The following is a 16,579-nucleotide window of genomic DNA, read 5'->3' on the forward strand; positions in this document are numbered from 1 at the left end:
TCTACAAGCGGCGGGGGCCGGTGTCGGGGCGCGCGACCTCCGCGCCGGTGCGCACGGTGGCGTGCAGCACCGAGATGCCGTCCGGCCGGGCCAGCACCGGATTCAGCGTGAGCGACCGCACCCGGGGCTGCTCGTCGGCGAGCCGCCCGACCCGCACCAGCAGGTCGACCAGCGCCGCCCGGTCCACCGGCGCGGCGCCCCGGTGCCCGCGCAGCAGCGGCGCGGCCCGGGGCTCGTCGACCAGTTCGGCGGCGTCCCGGTCGGTCAGCGGCACCGCGCGCCAGGCCCGGTCGCCGAGCAGCTCGGTCGCCACGCCGCCGAGCCCGAACCCGACCACCGGCCCGAACGCCGGATCCTCCACCAGCTCCACCACGCACGCCACGCCGGGCGCGACCATCGGCTGGACCAGGACCTCCGCGCCGAACATCGGGGCCATCTCGGCGTACGCGCGGCGCAGCGCGGCGGCGTCGGCCAGGTCGAGGCGTACCGCGCCGAGGTCGAGGCGGTGCCGCAGCCCGGGGGCGGCGGCCTTGAGCGCCACCGGCCAGCCGAGCCGCTCGGCGGCGGCCAGCGCCTCCTCCGTCGTGGTCGCCGGGACCGACTCCACCACGTCGATGCCGTACGCGCGCAGCAACGCCGCCGCGTCGGCTCCGTCGGGCCGCAGCGCGGCGTGCCCCGCCGTGCGGTCCACGTCGGCCAGTTCCGGCAGCACCCCGGCGGGCCGGCGCAGCCAGTCCGCGTACGCGGTCACCCGGCCCAGCGCGCGTACCGCCTCCTCCACGCTCGGGTACGCCGGCACCCCGGCCGGCACCAGCCCGGCGAGGAACGTCGCCACCACCGGCTTGCCGGTGACCCGCGCGTCGGGCAGCGCCGAGGCGAAGTCGGCCACCGGGTCGGCGAGCTGGCCCGGCAGCGGCGGCGCGAACACCGCCACCACGGCGTCGACCCGCTCGTCGGCGACCGTGTCACCGAGCGCGGCGGCGTACGCGGCGGCCCCGGCGCTCGGCCCGACGTCCCGCGGGTACCCGTCGGCGACCGTCAGTCCCTGAGCGGCGCAGGCGGTGGCGGCCAGCCCGGTCAGCGCCGAGGAGTTGCCCACGACCGCGACCCGCCGCCCGGCGGGCAGCGGCTGGTGGGCCAGCAGCACACCCACGTCGAGCAGTTCGGACACGGTGTCCACCCGGATCACCCCGGACTGGGCGAACAGCGCGCTCACCGCCGCCGCGTCCAGCGCGGGCGCCTCCCCCACGCCCGGCAGCCGGGCCAGCGAGGCGAGCGCCACCACCGGCTTGCTGCGGCCGATGCGCCGGGCCAGCCGGGCGAACTTGCGCGGGTTGCCGAACGTCTCCAGGTAGAGCGTGATGACGTCGGTGGCCGGGTCGTCCTGCCAGTACTGCAGCAGGTCGTTGCCGGACACGTCGGCCCGGTTACCGGCCGACACGAAGCTGGACAGGCCGAGCCCGCGCCGGGACGCCTCGGCCAGCAGCGCCACCCCGAACGCGCCGGACTGGCTGAACACGCCGACCCGGCCCGCCGCGGGCAGCACCGGGGCGAGCGTGGCGTTGAGGCGTACCGCCGGGTCGGTGTTGGCGACGCCGAGGCAGTTCGGGCCGACCACCCGCATGCCGGCCAGGTGCGCGGCGCGGACCAGCGCGCGCTGCGCCGCCGCGCCGGCCGGGCCGGACTCGGCGAACCCGGCCGAGATCACCACCAGGCCGTGCGCGCCCGCCCGGGCCGCGTCGCGGACCACGTCGGTCACCGCGTCCGGCGGGACCGCCACCACGGCGAGGTCGACGTCCTGGCCGGCGTCGGCCGCCGACGGGTACGCGGGCAGCCCCGCCACCGTCGCCGCGCTCGGGTGCACCGGCACGATCGCGCCGGTGAACCCGCCGTCGCGCAGGTGCCCGAGCAGCGCCGCGCCGACGCCCTGGCCGGTGGTGCTGGCGCCGTAGACGGCGATGCCGCGTGGCGCGAGCAGCCGGGCGATCGAGCGGGCCTCGGTACGGTGCTCCCGGCCGCGCTGCACCTCGAGCGTCGCCTCGGTCGGCGCGATCGGGAAGGTCAGGTGCACCACGCCGTCGGCGTACTGGCGCTGGACCTGGTAGCCGAAGTCGGCGAAGACCCGCAGCATCGCCCCGTTGGCCGGGAGCACCTCGGCGACGAAGTGCACGATGCCGTTGCGTCCGGCCGCGTCGGCCAGGTGCTCCAGCAGCACCGAGCCGATGCCCCGGCCCTGGTAGGCGTCCTCGACCACGAACGCCACCTCGGCCTCCGGCGAGGCGGGGCCGAGGCGCTCGTACCGGCCGACGGCGACGATCCGCTCGCCGGCCAGCACCACGAACGCCTCCCGGTCGCGGTGGTCGACGTTGACGAAGCGCTTCAGGTCGCGTTCCGGGATACGCGGGTACGGCGAGAAGTAGCGCAGGTAGCGGGTGCGCTCGGAGAAGCGGCCGTGCATCGCCACGATCTCGGGCGCGTCCTCGGGACGGATCTGTCGCAGCTGGACGGTCGTACCGTCGCTGAGCAGCACGTCCACCGGTTGTTCGACGGTGGTCACCGGTCGGTCCTCCCTGCCGCCGGCTCAGTCGCGCGGGTCGTGCGGGTCGAGCCCGAGCAGCGGGAAGACGGCCTTGCGGGTGGCCGCGACGGCCCGGTCCACCGCGTTCGGCTCGCCGCTGGGCTGCCACGGCTGGTACGACGGGTCGACGTCGTCGGTCATCCGCAGCGGCACCTCGTGCCCGGGTCGCCGCCGCGCGGCCAGGTCCCGCCAGCCCGGCGGGGTCAGCGTGGCCGGGTCGACCGGCTCGCCGGTGGCGATCGCGAGCAGGTGCGTCCAGGCCCTCGGCACCACCTCGACCAGCGCGTACCCGCCGCCGCCGGTGGCGATCCAGCGGCCGTCGCACAGCTCGTCGGCGAGCGCGCGCAGCGAGCGGTAGGTGGCCCGCTGCCCGTCCACCGACAGGTGCAGGTCGGCCAGCGGATCCTTGCGGTGTCCGTCGGCGCCGCACTGGGTGACGAGCACCTGCGGCCGGTACGCGCGCAGCACCGACGGCACGACCGCGTGGAACGCGCGCTGCCAGCCGGCGTCGCCGACTCCGGGCGGCAGCGGCACGTTGACGGCGGTGCCCTCCGCGCCCGGCCCGCCGGTCTCGTCCGGGAACCCGGTGCCGGGGAACAGCGCGAGCGGCGTCTCGTGCAGGCTGATGGTGAGCACCCGCGGGTCGCGGTAGAAGATCTCCTGCACGCCGTCGCCGTGGTGCACGTCCACGTCCACGTACGCGATCCGCTGCGCGCCGAGGTCGAGCAGGCGGGCGATGGCCACGGCCGGGTCGTTGTAGACGCAGAAGCCGGCGGCGCGGGCGGGCATGGCGTGGTGCAGCCCGCCGGCCACGTTCACGGCGCGGCGGGCGTCGCCGCGCCAGACCGCCTCGGCGGCGGCCACTGTGGCGCCGGCGATCAGCGCGCTCGCCTCGTGCATGCCGTCGAAGACCGGATTGTCCGAGGTGCCCAGGCCGAACCCGGCGAACAGCGGGTCGCGCGGCGCGGCCCGGACCGCGTCCAGATAGGCCGGATCGTGGACGCGGGTGAGCAGCGCGTCGTCGGCCGGCTCGGGCTTGACCAGCCGCACGCCGGGCCGGTCCAGCACGCCCAGCTCGCGGGCGAGCGCCATGGTCAGCTCGACCCGGACCGGGTCCAGCGGATGGTCGCCCATGTCGTAGGTGAGGAGAGCCTCGTCCCACACCACCACCGTGTCGTCGGCCATGCGGCCATCGTCGCACGTGGGGCCGGGTGCGCCCACCTGACGTACGCTCACCGGCCGGACGTGCCACCGGTGGCGACCGGACGGTCCAGGTCGGCCACCCACTCGCTCCACGAGCCGACGTACAGCGCGGCGTCCGGACGGCCGGCCAGGTGCAACGCGAGCACGGCCTGCGCGGCGGTCACCCCGGAGCCGCAGTACGCGCCGACCGGCGCGCCCGCGTCCACCCCGGCGGCGGCGAACCGCTCCCGCAGCGCGTCCGCGTCCGGGAACCGGCCCTGCGTGACGTACTCCGGGGCGGGCAGGTTGACCGCGCCCGGCACGTGCCCGGCGACCGGGTCGACCGGCTCGTGTTCGCCCCGGTAGCGCGGCGCGGCCCGTACGTCGAGCAGCACCCCGGGCTCGGCGGCGGCGAGCCGGGCGGCCCGCGCGGCGTCCAGCACCGGCAGCGCGCCCGGCGTCACCGTCACGTCGCCCGGCGCCGGGGCGGGTACGCCGGTGTCGACCGGCAGGCCGGCTGCCGTCCAGGCCGGGTAGCCGCCGTGCAGCACGCGCACCTGCCGGTGGCCCGCCCAGCGCAGCGTCCACCAGGCCCGGGCGGCGGACATCCCGTCGCCGCCGTCGTACACGACAACGGGGTGACCGGCGCGGACGCCCGCCGCCCGCAGCGCGGCCTGCAACGCCGCCGGGTCCGGCAGCGGGTGCCGGCCGGCGGCGCCGGGCCGCCCGCACAGCTCGGTGTCCAGGTCGACGAAGACCGCGCCGGGCAGGTGGCCGGCGGCGTAGTCCGCGCGGCCGGGCGGTCCGGTGAGCCGCCAGCGGACGTCGAGCAGGGTCGGCGGGGCGGCATGATCGAGTTCGGCGGCGAGCCGGTCGGGCTCGACCAGCAGGTCTGCGGTGGCGGACATGCGGTCCAGTCAACACCATCCGGGCCGCCACCTCCGGCTTCGCCTGCCGTCGATGGTCGGTGGTAACGGGTACCATCGGAGCCCGGGAGGCCGCTGACGTGAAGCACGACCTTGTTGACACCACCGAGATGTACCTGCGCACCATCCTCGAACTCGAGGAGGAGGGTGTGCCGCCGCTGCGTGCCCGCATCGCCGAGCGGCTCAAGCAGAGCGGCCCGACCGTCAGCCAGACCGTCGCGCGGATGGAGCGGGACGGCCTGCTCACGGTCGAGGGCGACCGGCACCTGAGCCTCACCCCGGCGGGCCGCACCACCGCCGTGTCGGTGATGCGCAAGCACCGGCTGGCCGAGCTGCTGCTGGTGAACGTGATCGGGATGCCCTACGAGGAGGCCCACGAAGAGGCCTGCCGGTGGGAGCACGTGATGAGCGACGCGGTGGAGAAGCGGGTCTTCGACCTGCTCAACCGCCCCACCCGCTCGCCGTACGGCAACCCGATCCCGGGCCTGGAGGAGCTGGGCGACCCGGGCCAGCCGCCGGTCGAGGCCGGCGAGAGCGAGCGCAACCTGGCCTTCCCGGGCCTGTCCGGCCAGGTCGTGGTGCGCCGCATCTGCGAGAGCGTGCAGACCGACTCGGACGTGCTCCGGCAGTTGCACGCAGCCGGTGTCGACCCGGGCGCGACGGTGACCGTGGCGCAGGAACGCGACGGCGTCTCCATCGACCGCTCCGGCGACCGGGTCCGCCTGCCCCGCGAGGTGGCGTCCCGGGTGTTCGTCGCGGCCCGCTGACCCGGGTCAGAGCTGGCGGGTGTCGATCACCTTGGCCAGCGTGACCAGCTTGCCGGCCGTCTTGTCCGCCTCCGCCTTGGCGGTGCCGGTGGGAGCGGTCCAGCGCAGCGTGGCGAGCCGGCCCTCGGTGGCCAGCCAGCCGACCTCGGCGACCGGGCCCGCCTTCGCGGTCTTGGGCAGCGTGCGCCGGTAGCCGGCCTTCCCCAGCTTGGTGATCTTCGTGGCGCCGCTGGGCTGCACGTCGAGGGTGAACGTGGCCGCGTCGATCGACGTCTCGGTGACCGACAGCGTCAGCTCCGGCAGCACCGCCCCGGCCGCGCGCACCACGCACGTGTGCGTGTCGCCCCGCTCGGTGGCGGCGGCCACGTCGAACTCGCCGCCGGTGTGCTCGGCGATCACCGCGAAGTCGAGCAGCCGGCAGGCGCCGCCCGAGGAGGCGGCCGCGACCGCGACCGGTGGGCGCGGCTCCGTCGGCACGTCGACCGTCGGGGCCTCCTCGGCGCAGCCGGCGGCGAGCAGGACGGCCGGCACGGCCAGCCAGATTCGGGCACGCACGGGAGACCTCCGCGGTCGGCGGCGGGTCCGACCCGCCGGAGTTCCGTCGGACACCGTACGGCGTGCCCGCGCGGGGACGGAAGCCCCTAATCGGTTACGTACGGACAGTGCCGACATCCTCGCCCGCAGCACGTACCACGCCGGGCCAGGAAGCCCGCACTGAGCACGAACAGTCCGGTCTCCGGGTCCAGGTAGCCGGCCTCCCCGGCGGCCAGGGCGGCGGCGTGCGCGGCCAGGATCCGATCCCGCCCCGGGTGATCCGGCGACAGCCGCGACGGGTGCGGTTCGGTAAGCGGCCGGTCCGCCAGCTCGTCACGCACCGCCGAAGTCTACGGAGTGACCCCGATCAGCCCGGACGCCGGGCGAGCAGGAACGCCTGGGGCTGCCGCTCGCCGTCGGCCGGCGCGCGGACCGTCGTCGCCGTCACCGCGAACCCGGCCGTAGCGAGTTGCCCGGCCAGCCGCTGCGGCGACAGCCAGTAGACGTCGTACCCGACGGGCTGGCCGTATGCCTGCTCCCGGCGGTCGAGCCGGTCGCCGGCCTTCACCGCCAGCAGCAGGTGGCCACCCGGGACGAGCACCCGGTGGAAGCCGACGAACACCTCGGGCAGCAGTTCCGGCGGGAGGTGGATCAGCGAGTACCAGGAGACCAGCCCGGCCAGCGACCTGTCCGGCGCGCTCAGCTCGGTCAGCGAGCCGACCTCGAAGCGCAGATCCGGGTACGTCCGCCGGGCCACCGCCACCATGCCGGGCGAGAGGTCGACGCCGCCGATGTCGAGGGCGAGCCGGTGCAGGTGGGCGGTGACGCGACCGGTGCCGCAGCCCACCTCCAGCACCGCCCGTCCGGGCCTGACCATCTCGGCGTACGCGGCCAGCAGCGCCCGATCCAGCGGTGGCTCCACCACATCGGGCAGCAGCCGCGCGTAGTCCTCGGCGACGGCGTCGTAGGCGGCACGCGTCTCGACCAGCCAGGCAGGTTCGGTCACGCCCGCCGACCCTAGTTCAACGCCCGCCCGCGCCCCGCCCGCCTTAGTTGACCATGAAGTTAGCGGCCACCGCATCGGCGTGTCGCGCCGTCAACTTCATGATCGACGAGGACGGCGGGCCGGGCGGGGGGGGTGGGCGGTCAGCGGAACCAGGTGAGGGACTGGCCGTGGCCTGTCGTCCAGGCCACGGGACGGCCGTCGAGGGCCAGGACGTTGTGGAAGCCGTCGGTGGGCGGCTCCGGCAGGTCGGCGTGGGGCAGAACCGACGGGTCCTCGTTGGCTATCCAGTGGCCGGGCAGGGTCCGGACCAGCGCGGTGAACGCGTCCCGCCGTGGCTGCGGCACCTGGTAGAGCACCGAACTGTGGAACACCACGAGCGTCGCCCCGGGCGGGGCCTGCGCCGCCAGCGCGGGCAGGTCGTCGACCAGGTCCCCGCGTACCAGCAGTGGCGGATCGGCCGCCGCGACAGCCGCCGCGGCGCGCAGCCGGTCCCGGCGGTGCCGGTGCTCCGGCCAGATCAGCGCCTCCAGCCAGGCCACGTCGGCCGGGTCGGTGACGTAGAGCGGGTTCAGGTCCAGCCCGGCCCGCCACACCACCTCCGGACGCCGCTCCGGCGGCTCGGCGCCGGTCAGGTCACAGTCGAGCAACGGCTCGCCGTCGCCGATCCGCCGATCGCCGTAGCGGTAGGCGTACCGGTCCGGGTAGAGGCACAGCCCGGCGGAGGCGCCGACCTCCAGCAACGCCAGCGGCTGCGGCAACGCGGCGAGCACCGGCAGCAGAGCCGCGCAGCGTCCCGCCTCGTTCGTCTGCGTCGCCCGCACCCGCATCTGCGCCGCCACGTCCGGCCAGTGCCCCATCACGTACGCGCGGAACGCCGCCGGGTCGTCCACCGGCCCGCCGCGCAGCCGCACCACCCCGAACAGCAGGTTCGGCTGACGCTTGGCCGGCGGCAGCGTGTCGAGCAGGGCGAGCAGCTCCGGGTCACCGGCGACCACCCGCGACAACCGCTCGTACGCCGGGGACACGCCGCGCGCCTCACGCTCGGCGAACGCCCGATAGATGTCGGTCGTGCTCATCCCCCGAGCATTCCAGCTCGCGTACGCGATGGGCTGTGACAGTGGGCACCTACGGAAGTTCGGGCCGACGGGGACGAAGCCCTCGGGAGATCTCCTCCAGGTGCCGCTGTTGGTGCTCGCGCACCATGGCCTCCCAGACCTCCTGGTCGAAGTCCGGATCGAGCGGCACCCACCGGTGCGAGCCGTCGCAGTAGTGGAACCGTTCGTCGCCCGGCCGAATGACACTCATCGCACCCACCCGAGGAAGCGCTGATGCAACACCCCGGCCGGTACCCAGGTCAGATCCTCCGCCGCCCACACCAGATAGGACCCCATGTACAAGCTCAACGACACCGGCGCTCCGGCGAACTCGGCCCGCAGCTCGCGACGCCGCGTCGGGCAGGGCCACGGAGCGCCACACCCACCGCAGCTCCACACCGGAAGAACCGGCCCGTGGGTGGTCACCGGAGGCCGTCCAGGAAGCGCCGGGTGGCGGTCCGCGCCTGCCTGCGGGCCGCCCATTCGACCTGCTGACAGGGGTACGGGCACAGACGCGCCCACCATGCCCGGCACCCCGTGCAGAAGCCGTCGACGCCGGGTACGTGTACCGACAGGATCTGCCGGACCTGCGGCTCCGTCACGTCTGCTCCTCACCCGGCCAGTGGCCGCGACGGATCGGGATGCGATGGCGTGCGCGGCACGGCAGTTCCGCACCGCAGCGGCAGATCCACCGCCAGCGTCGCCAGGACCACACCGGACGGTGCCGCCGGGCGAGGGTCAGCGCGACCGCCAACACGTACTCCTCGTACGACACACGAGCACGCATGCCGCCTCCTACTTTGTTCATGCGCGGGTAATTTTGCGCGCGCATTTTCAGTCAGTCAACGATGTGCGCGCATGTCGTGCGGGCGTGTCGCGTGTCCACCGCACGCCGGCCGGCGGCACAATCACCGGCATGGAAAGTCCGACCTTCGTTCGCTTCCAGCTCGGGGCGCAGTTACGCAAAGCGCGAGAGCAGGCCGATGTCACCACCGAGGAAGCAGCGGCGGCAATCGAGGTGACCGCGAGCACCCTGCGCCGCATCGAGGCCGGTCGGGTCGGTATCAAAGGCCCTGCGCTCAACGCGCTGCTTGATCGCTACGGCGTCACCGATGCCGAACTGCGCGACACGCTGCTGTCGATGGCGCGCACCGGGAAGCAGCGCGGCTGGTGGGCGAAATACGGGGATCTACCCTCGTCGTATCGGCAGTACATCGGATTGGAATCCGCAGCCGAGGAGGTGCAGACCTTCGAGACGCTTGTCGTGCCGGGCCTGCTCCAGACACCGGCATACTCGCGGGCGATGATGGCGGAGGATGCCTTCGAACCTTCACCCGAGGCGGTCGAGAGGCGAGTCGCCGTCCGGACGCACCGCCAGGAGCTGATCTCGTCGGGCAAGCTCCGCCTGGTAGCTGTACTGGACGAAGCAGTCCTGCACCGCCAGATCGGTGGTGCAGCCGTCATGGCCGACCAGCTCACCGCCTTGCTCGACGCCGGCAGCCGATGGAACGTCACGGTCCAGGTGATCCCGTTCCGGGAAGGTGCCTACGCTTCCATGCTGTCGAGCTTCCACATCCTCAACTTCGCTGACGGCCCCAGCGTGGTCTACATCGAGGGCCTGACGGGTGATCTCTACGCGGAGGGCGAGGATGTGCGCCGCTGTACGGTGGTGTTCAACAGCCTGCGCGCCGCAGCCCTGTCGCCCACCGACTCGGCGGCAATGATCGAAGCGATCCGAGGCGCGCTGCCCGTGGAGTAGGAGGCGGACGTGGACTCGCAGTGGCGCAAGAGCACCCGGAGCGGCACCAACGGAGCCTGCGTCGAAGCGAGATACGCCGACCAGGCAGTAGAAGTCCGCGACAGCAAGGATGCAGGCGGCGCGGTTCTACGCTTCAAGCGTCAGCCGTGGCAAGCGTTCCTCCGCACCCTGCGCTGAGCCCGACTCGCCAAAGCACGCGCGAGCGCGGCAGGGAGGTCCCTGCCGCGCTCGCGTCTTCGGTCGGTCGTCAGCTGCAGCCGCTGGTGGAGCCGCAGCCCTCGCAGACGTAGCAGCTACCGGCGGGCCGCATCTTCGTGCCGCAGGTGAAGCAGAGCGGCGCGTCGGCGGCCTTGCCGATCACGGCCTCCAGCAGCTCCGTGCTGGAACCCACCACCGGAGCGGGCTTGACCGCGGCGACGTCGGCCATCTCCAGCGCCGGCTGCGCGACCGGGCCGGTCTTCGGCTCCGGCGCCTCGACCGGGGCGGAGGCGGCCATCGCGGTGAGGTCCGCACCGCTCGCCTCCGCCTCCGCCTCGGCCGCGAGCTGGGCGGCCCGCTCCTTGGCGGTGAAGATGCCCAGCTCGGCGCGGCGGTCGTACGGCAGGAAGTCCAGCGCCAGGCGACGGAAGATGTAGTCCATCACCGAGGCGGCCATCCGCACGTCCGGGTCGTCGGTCATGCCGGCCGGCTCGAAGCGCATGTTGGTGAACTTGCTGACGTACGTCTCCAGCGGGACGCCGTACTGGAGACCGATGGAGATGGCCACCGAGAAGGCGTCCATCACGCCGGCCAGGGTCGAGCCCTGCTTCGACATCTTGAGGAAGACCTCGCCGAGACCGTCGTCCGGGTACGACGAGGCGGTGAGGTAGCCCTCCGCGCCGCCGACCGAGAAGGAGATGGTCTCCGACGGGCGCTTCTTCGGCAGCCGCTTGCGCACCGGGCGGTACTCGACGACCTTCTCCACGACCTTCTCCGGCTCGGCGGCCGGGGCCTGGGTCTCGACGGTGCTCTTGTTCTTCTTCGCCGCCGACAGCGGCTGGCCGACCTTGCAGTTGTCCCGGTAGATCGCCAGCGCCTTGAGGCCGAGCTTCCAGCCCTCGAAGTAGATCTTCTCGACGTCCTCGACGGTGGCCTGCTCCGGCATGTTGACCGTCTTGGAGATGGCGCCGGAGATGAACGGCTGGACGGCCGCCATCATCCGCACGTGGCCCATCGGCGCGATCGAGCGCTCGCCCATGGCGCAGTCGAAGACCGGGTAGTGCTCCGGCTTGAGGCCCGGGGCGTCCACCACGTGGCCGTGGTCGGCGATGTGCTCGACGATCGCCTCGACCTGCTCCTCGGGGTAGCCGAGGCTGCGCAGGGCGCGCGGCACGGTCTGGTTGACGATCTGCATCGAGCCGCCACCGACCAGCTTCTTGAACTTCACCAACGCCAGGTCCGGCTCGACGCCGGTGGTGTCGCAGTCCATCATCAGGCCGATGGTGCCGGTCGGGGCGAGCACGCTGGCCTGCGAGTTGCGCCAGCCGTGCTTGTCACCGAGCTTGTTGCCCAGCGTCCACTGCTTGGTCGCCTCGCGCTGCACGGCGGTGCCCACGGTGCCGGTCGGCTTGATCGCGTCGTTGGCGGCGGCGTGCTTGCGCATGACCCGCTTGTGCGGCTCGGCGTTGCGGGCGTAGCCGTCGTACGGGCCGACGATGCCGGCCAGCTCGGCGGACCGGCGGTAGGCGGTGCCGGTCATCAGCGAGGTGATCGCGGCGGACACCTCCCGGCCCTGCTCCGAGTCGTACGGCAGGCCGGAGGCCATCAGCAGCGCGCCCAGGTTGGCGTACCCGATGCCGAGCTGCCGGTAGGCGCGGGTGGTCTCACCGATCTTCTCGGTCGGGAAGTCGGCGAAGCAGATCGAGATGTCCATCGCGGTGATGACGAACTCGACCGACTTGACGAACTTCTCCACCTCGAAGCCGCCGTCGGCGCGCAGGAACTTCATCAGGTTCAGCGAGGCCAGGTTGCACGAGGAGTTGTCCAGGTGCAGGTACTCCGAGCACGGGTTCGACGCGGTGATCCGCCCGGTCTCCGGGCAGGTGTGCCAGTCGTTGATGGTGTCGTCGTACTGCAGGCCCGGGTCGGCGCACTCCCACGCGGCCTGGGAGATGGTGCGGAACAGCTTCTTCGCGTCGATCGTCTCGATGGTCTGCCCGTCGAGCCGGCCGCGCAGGTCGAAGCCGCCACCGTTCTCCACGGCGGTCATGAACTCGTCGGAGACGCGGACCGAGTTGTTGGCGTTCTGGTACTGCACGCTGACGATGTCGGCGCCGCCCAGGTCCATGTCGAACCCGGCGTCGCGCAGCGCGCGGATCTTGTCCTCCTCGCGCGCCTTGGTCGCCACGAACTCCTCGATGTCCGGGTGGTCGACGTCGAGGATGACCATCTTGGCCGCGCGCCGGGTGGCGCCGCCGGACTTGATGGTGCCGGCGGAGGCGTCCGCGCCGCGCATGAAGCTGACCGGGCCGGAGGCGGTGCCGCCGGAGGAGAGCAGTTCCTTCGAGGAACGGATGCGGGACAGGTTCACCCCGGCGCCCGAGCCGCCCTGGAAGATCCGCCCCTCCTCCTTGTACCAGTCGAGGATGGAGTCCATCGAGTCGTCGACCGACAGGATGAAGCAGGCGCTGACCTGCTGCGGCGACGGCGTGCCGACGTTGAACCACACCGGCGAGTTGAAGCTGAACACCTGGTGCAGCAGCATCCAGGTCAGCTCGTGCGCGAACACCTCGGCGTCGGCCGGGGTGGCGAAGTAGCCGTACTCCTCACCGGCGGTGCGGTAGGTGTCGACCACCCGGTCGATCAGCTGCCGCAGCGACCACTCCCGCTCCGGGGTCCCCACCGCGCCCCGGAAGTACTTGGTGGTCACGATGTTCGCCGCGTTCACCGACCAGGACTCGGGGAACTCCACCCCGCGCTGCTCGAAGTTGATCGAGCCGTCCCGCCAGTTCGTCATGACGACGTCGCGGCGCTCCCAGGTGACCTCGTCGTAGGGATGCACCCCCTCGGTCGTCCAGACGCGCTCGATCTTCAGCCCCGCCCCGGCCTTGTTCCGTGACCTGCTGGTCGTCACGCCCTCGCCCCCCTCGTCGGCACGGTCACCCACCGCGCCTCGTGTACCTGTCAGAAACCCGAAAATGTCAGCTGATCGCGCCGGCGGCGTCCGCCGCACCGGCACCGGCGCCCTCCCGGGCGCGCGCGGCGGCCCGCAACGTCTCGATCTCCCGCTCGAAGTCGGCGAGCGAGTCGAAGGACCGGTAGACGCTGGCGAACCGCATGTAGGCCACCTCGTCGAGGTCGCGCAACGGGCCGAGGATGGCCAGGCCCACCTCGTGGCTGGGGATCTCGGCCGCCCCCTTGGCCCGTACGGTCTCCTCGACCTTCTGTGCCAGCAGCGCGATCGAGTCGTCGTCGACCGGCCGCCCCTGGCACGCCTTGCGCACCCCGCCGATGATCTTCGTACGGCTGAACGGCTCGGTCACCCCGCTGCGCTTGACCACCGCGAGCACCGCCTCCTCGACGGTGGTGAACCGTTTGCCGCACTCCGGGCAGGACCGCCGCCGCCGGATGAGCTGGCCGTCGTCGGCCTCCCGCGAGTCGACCACCCGGGAGTCGGCGTGCCGGCAGTACGGACAGCGCATGGGCCCGACCTCCTGGCGTCGATCGCGGGCACACCTACCGGCTCCCGGGCACACGTCGGCACGGCGGAGTCATCGTCCGATGACCGTCGCCGGATGCGCGGTGCGGGAGTGCGTTCGGTAGTTGAACCCAACCTGTGGGCGACTTACGCCCGTGTGACTACTACATCTAGGGGTCGACCGTATGCCGAACCCCAAGCGAGGTCAAGTTGGCGGACGTGTCCGGCGCGTCATCAGAATCACGGTCGGCCCGACCCCGCCGAGGAGCCCAACGGACGGCCTCCCGCGCTGGACACGGCCCGCCTCAATGGAACATCTGTACGAGCGGCGTACTCTTCTATCAGAACAACAGTTCGGAAATCCAGGAATTCGGCACGACACGCCGACAGCAGGTCGTACAGATGTTTGAAAATGACCGATCTCACCTATACGGTCAGACCACACGCACCACGAGCCGACGAGGCACCCCAGCGCCGACCAGGGAGGGACGGACGTGACCGAGGACCGGGCCAGCCGGCAGAAGAACCCGCAGCCGAACGACGGGGCGGGTCCTCCGGCGACCCGCCGCCCCCGCGCCGCCCGCAGCCGCACCGCCCCGGCGGCGGTACGCCCGGTCACGCCGGTGGTGAGCAGCTTCCCCGACCCGACGAGCGTCGACCTGACCGCCCGGCAGCGGCGGATCCTGGAGTTCATCCGCACCTGGGTCGAGCGGCACGGCTACCCGCCGAGCGTGCGCGAGATCGGTGAGGCGGTCGGCCTGGTCTCCCCGTCCAGCGTCGCCTACCAGCTCAAGGAGCTGGAGAAGAAGGGCTTCCTGCGCCGCGACCCGAACCGGCCACGCGCCGTCGACGTCCGGGCCCCGGGCGAGGCCGACGACGAGGCCGCCCGCGCGCAGCGCCCCACCCCGGCGTACGTGCCGATGCTGGGCCGCATCGCCGCCGGTGGGCCGATCCTGGCCGAGCAGGCGGTGGAGGACATCTTCCCCCTCCCCCGCGAGCTGGTCGGCGAGGGCGAGGTCTTCATGCTCCAGGTCAAGGGCGACTCGATGCTCGACGCGGCGATCTGCGACGGCGACTGGGTGGTCGTCCGGCAGCAGCCCAACGCCGAGGTCGGCGACATCGTCGCCGCGATGCTCGACGGCGAGGCGACGGTCAAGACCTACCGGCGGCGGGACGGGCACGTCTGGCTGATGCCGCAGAACCCGGCCTTCGACCCGATCCCCGGCGACGACGCCACCATCATGGGTCGCGTGGTGGCGGTGCTGCGCCGCATCTGACCCCACAGCAGCGCGAAAAGGGGTGACCGTCGCGGTCACCCCTTTTTCCGTGTCGTCTCAGTAGCGGTCGCCCCGGTACTCCCGGCCACCACCGGACACCGGGCCGTACTGACCCCGGTCGTCGTAGCCGTCGTCGCGGCGCGCGCCACGCGGGTCCTGGCCGCGACGCGGCGGCCGGCCCCGGCCGCCGCCTCCGCGCGGCCCGCCACCGGGCTGCCCGCGGTAACCGGGCCCACCCGGGCCGCCGCCGTAGCCGCCACCCTGACCGCCACGACCTGAACCGCCCTGGCCACCGCCGCCCTGGCCACCGCCGTAGACACCGCCACCGCGACCTCCGCCGCCGGCCGGGGCGCCGCCGCCGTACACCCCACCACCCTGCGGACGGGTGCCGCCCGGGGGACGGCCACCGCCCTGGCCACGGCCGCCCTCCTGAGGGCCGCCGCCGTACACTCCGCCGCCCGGCCGGCCACCGCCGTAGACACCGCCCGAGGGCGGACGGTCGCCGTTCGCCGGGCCACCGTAGACGCCGCCCTGGCCACCGCCGTAGACGCCGCCGCGCGGGGCGTCAGGCCGTTCCGCCGACGGGAACCCGCCGTTCACCGGGAACTCGCCGCTGCGCTCCGGCTCCTCGGCCCGCGGCGCGGGCTTGCGCCGCGACCGCAGGATCCCGAAGACGCCCGCGCCGACCAGGAGCGCGCCGATCACCCCGACCGCCGCGATCAGGTACGTGATCTCGTCGAGTGAGAGCCCTTCGAGCCACGACTTCTCGGCGGCCGCCTTCGTCTCGGCCTTGCCGCCGTTCGGAAGCGCCTCCACCCCGGTGGTGGACGGCGTGTAGCTGAGGATGTCGATCGGGTCCGAGTCGTCGAGCGTCCCGCCGTCGGAGACGGTGACGAACAGCTTGCCGTCGGGCGTGTACGAGATCGCCTCGCCGAACGGGTCGGCCAGCGGGGTGATCCGCGGCTTACCGGTGGTCAGCGCCTTGACGATGTCGCCGCCCGACACGTCGAACTCGAACGCGTCGGCGTACGTGCGCAGCACGACCTTGCTGCCGTCGGGTGAACGGGCCGCGCCGGTCACCAGCGCCCGCCCGGGCGAGCCGAGCTTGTTCTCGGTGTCGGTCTTCGGCAGCGTGACCTCGCCGACCTTCTTCATCGGGATCGGCTCGGGGTCGCCGGCGGCCTTCAGCTTCACCGTCGGGGTGAAGATCTCCGACTTGCCGGACAGGTCCTTGGTGATCACCAGCGGCATGTTGTCGTCGCCGACGAGCAGGGCCTCCGCATCGTGCGGCTCCTTGCCCGGGTAGCTGAGCCGGTGCAGCACCGGCTGCTTCGCGCCGCTCAGCGGCATCGTCCAGACCGCGACCCGTTCCCGGCGGGTCTTCTTCTCCACGTTGTCGCCGGTGTCGGCGATCCAGAGGGTCTTGCGGTCCGGGCTGAGCGCCAGGTCCTCCGTGTCGAAGGGCCCGTCACCGGAGTACCGGACCTCCTTCTCGACCTTGCACTTGGCGTCCAGGTAGAAGACCCGCTTGCGGCTGGGGTCGTCGGTGCCGTCGTTGATCACGACGTACCCGCTGCTGGTGGCGATCAGGCCGGACAGCTCGCGGAGGCGGTTGTCCTCGACCGTGCACTTCTTCTTGGGAGCCGCGGCCAGCACGGGGGCCGCGGCGGGAGCCGCCGGGGCCGGCCCGGCCGGCGCCACGACCGCGCCGACCAGGCCGAGCGCGAGCGTGACCGAGGAGACAACGTGCCGCATGACGCTCAGTGTCGCACGACGCGGG

Annotated in this window: 17 protein-coding genes; 4 read left to right on the forward strand and 13 right to left on the reverse strand. The window is 73.0% G+C overall.

Annotated features, from left to right (window positions below):
• Position 1 precedes the first annotated feature (1 nt).
• Genes BAW75_RS18990 through BAW75_RS19000 form a run of 3 tightly spaced genes read right to left on the reverse strand, consistent with a single transcriptional unit; the run spans position 2 to position 4,668 of the window.
• Positions 2-2,557 carry a bifunctional acetate--CoA ligase family protein/GNAT family N-acetyltransferase gene (locus tag BAW75_RS18990; RefSeq protein WP_104114415.1) on the reverse strand — a complete coding sequence of 852 codons (2,556 nt, stop codon included), beginning with the start codon at positions 2,555-2,557 and terminating at the stop codon, positions 2-4.
• A 24-nt stretch (positions 2,558-2,581) separates the two neighbouring features.
• Positions 2,582-3,763, reverse strand: a complete 1,182-nt coding sequence (locus BAW75_RS18995) for an acetoin utilization protein AcuC (RefSeq protein WP_064447130.1) — start codon at positions 3,761-3,763, stop codon at positions 2,582-2,584.
• Positions 3,764-3,810: 47 nt separating this feature from the next.
• Positions 3,811-4,668, reverse strand: a complete 858-nt coding sequence (locus BAW75_RS19000; RefSeq protein WP_104114416.1) for a sulfurtransferase — start codon at positions 4,666-4,668, stop codon at positions 3,811-3,813.
• A 98-nt stretch (positions 4,669-4,766) separates the two neighbouring features.
• Between BAW75_RS19000 and BAW75_RS19005 the strand changes: the two genes are divergently transcribed.
• Positions 4,767-5,453 carry an iron-dependent transcriptional repressor DtxR gene (locus BAW75_RS19005; protein ID WP_104114417.1) on the forward strand — a complete coding sequence of 229 codons (687 nt, stop codon included), beginning with the start codon at positions 4,767-4,769 and terminating at the stop codon, positions 5,451-5,453.
• A 6-nt stretch (positions 5,454-5,459) separates the two neighbouring features.
• Here BAW75_RS19005 and BAW75_RS19010 read toward each other — a convergent pair whose 3' ends face one another.
• From BAW75_RS19010 to BAW75_RS19045, 7 genes are all read right to left on the reverse strand, one after another.
• Positions 5,460-6,008, reverse strand: a complete 549-nt coding sequence (locus BAW75_RS19010; RefSeq protein ID WP_064447128.1) for a hypothetical protein — start codon at positions 6,006-6,008, stop codon at positions 5,460-5,462.
• Between the two features lie 86 nt (positions 6,009-6,094).
• A complete protein-coding gene (locus BAW75_RS19015; protein WP_104114418.1) occupies positions 6,095-6,328 on the reverse strand; it encodes a DUF5522 domain-containing protein in 234 nt (77 codons plus the stop codon).
• A 26-nt stretch (positions 6,329-6,354) separates the two neighbouring features.
• Positions 6,355-6,993 carry a class I SAM-dependent DNA methyltransferase gene (locus BAW75_RS19020; protein WP_104114419.1) on the reverse strand — a complete coding sequence of 213 codons (639 nt, stop codon included), beginning with the start codon at positions 6,991-6,993 and terminating at the stop codon, positions 6,355-6,357.
• A 140-nt stretch (positions 6,994-7,133) separates the two neighbouring features.
• Entirely contained in the window at positions 7,134-8,069 is a 936-nt protein-coding gene (locus tag BAW75_RS19025; protein WP_104114420.1) for a DUF2332 domain-containing protein, read from the reverse strand.
• 49 nt (positions 8,070-8,118) lie between these two features.
• Complete coding sequence (locus BAW75_RS19030; RefSeq protein WP_104114421.1) at positions 8,119-8,298, reverse strand: hypothetical protein; 180 nt, start codon at positions 8,296-8,298, stop codon at positions 8,119-8,121.
• 211 nt (positions 8,299-8,509) lie between these two features.
• Positions 8,510-8,689 carry a hypothetical protein gene (locus BAW75_RS19040; RefSeq protein ID WP_069089355.1) on the reverse strand — a complete coding sequence of 60 codons (180 nt, stop codon included), beginning with the start codon at positions 8,687-8,689 and terminating at the stop codon, positions 8,510-8,512.
• A complete protein-coding gene (locus BAW75_RS19045) occupies positions 8,686-8,874 on the reverse strand; it encodes a hypothetical protein (protein ID WP_064447123.1) in 189 nt (62 codons plus the stop codon). Before BAW75_RS19045 ends, BAW75_RS19040 begins: the two co-directional genes overlap by 4 nt.
• 129 nt (positions 8,875-9,003) lie before the next feature.
• On the opposite strand from BAW75_RS19045, the gene BAW75_RS19050 reads away from it, so the two are divergent.
• Together BAW75_RS19050 and BAW75_RS19055 are read left to right on the forward strand one after the other, a co-directional pair.
• A complete protein-coding gene (locus BAW75_RS19050; RefSeq protein WP_146074858.1) occupies positions 9,004-9,846 on the forward strand; it encodes a helix-turn-helix domain-containing protein in 843 nt (280 codons plus the stop codon).
• 9 nt (positions 9,847-9,855) lie between these two features.
• Positions 9,856-10,023 (forward strand): DUF397 domain-containing protein, encoded by a 168-nt coding sequence (locus tag BAW75_RS19055; protein WP_082931024.1) that lies wholly within the window; start codon positions 9,856-9,858, stop codon positions 10,021-10,023.
• A gap of 70 nt (positions 10,024-10,093) precedes the next feature.
• On the opposite strand, the gene BAW75_RS19060 is transcribed toward BAW75_RS19055, so the two are convergent.
• Positions 10,094-12,991 carry a vitamin B12-dependent ribonucleotide reductase gene (locus BAW75_RS19060; RefSeq protein WP_104114423.1) on the reverse strand — a complete coding sequence of 966 codons (2,898 nt, stop codon included), beginning with the start codon at positions 12,989-12,991 and terminating at the stop codon, positions 10,094-10,096.
• A 34-nt stretch (positions 12,992-13,025) separates the two neighbouring features.
• Positions 13,026-13,526, reverse strand: coding sequence for a transcriptional regulator NrdR (gene nrdR / locus BAW75_RS19065; RefSeq protein ID WP_013284751.1), 501 nt, complete (start codon positions 13,524-13,526; stop codon positions 13,026-13,028).
• Positions 13,527-14,016: 490 nt separating this feature from the next.
• On the opposite strand from nrdR, the gene lexA reads away from it, so the two are divergent.
• A complete protein-coding gene (gene lexA / locus BAW75_RS19070) occupies positions 14,017-14,799 on the forward strand; it encodes a transcriptional repressor LexA (protein WP_043325711.1) in 783 nt (260 codons plus the stop codon).
• Between the two features lie 57 nt (positions 14,800-14,856).
• On the opposite strand, the gene BAW75_RS32085 is transcribed toward lexA, so the two are convergent.
• Positions 14,857-16,554 (reverse strand): hypothetical protein, encoded by a 1,698-nt coding sequence (locus tag BAW75_RS32085; protein WP_146074859.1) that lies wholly within the window; start codon positions 16,552-16,554, stop codon positions 14,857-14,859.
• Between the last annotated feature and the right edge of the window lie 25 nt (positions 16,555-16,579).

It is taken from the genome of Micromonospora chalcea (assembly GCF_002926165.1).
Lineage (GTDB): Bacteria > Actinomycetota > Actinomycetes > Mycobacteriales > Micromonosporaceae > Micromonospora > Micromonospora chalcea.

Excerpts from the sequence above, each read along its gene's own strand:
- nrdR (WP_013284751.1), bottom strand. The coding sequence starts at position 13,526 with ATGCGCTGTCCGTACTGCCGGCACGCCGACTCCCGGGTGGTCGACTCG.
- BAW75_RS19050 (WP_146074858.1), top strand. The coding sequence starts at position 9,004 with ATGGAAAGTCCGACCTTCGTTCGCTTCCAGCTCGGGGCGCAGTTACGC.
- BAW75_RS19045 (WP_064447123.1), bottom strand. The coding sequence starts at position 8,874 with ATGCGTGCTCGTGTGTCGTACGAGGAGTACGTGTTGGCGGTCGCGCTG.
- BAW75_RS19025 (WP_104114420.1), bottom strand. The coding sequence starts at position 8,069 with ATGAGCACGACCGACATCTATCGGGCGTTCGCCGAGCGTGAGGCGCGC.
- BAW75_RS19000 (WP_104114416.1), bottom strand. The coding sequence starts at position 4,668 with ATGTCCGCCACCGCAGACCTGCTGGTCGAGCCCGACCGGCTCGCCGCC.
- BAW75_RS32085 (WP_146074859.1), bottom strand. The coding sequence starts at position 16,554 with ATGCGGCACGTTGTCTCCTCGGTCACGCTCGCGCTCGGCCTGGTCGGC.
- BAW75_RS19030 (WP_104114421.1), bottom strand. The coding sequence starts at position 8,298 with ATGAGTGTCATTCGGCCGGGCGACGAACGGTTCCACTACTGCGACGGC.
- BAW75_RS18995 (WP_064447130.1), bottom strand. The coding sequence starts at position 3,763 with ATGGCCGACGACACGGTGGTGGTGTGGGACGAGGCTCTCCTCACCTAC.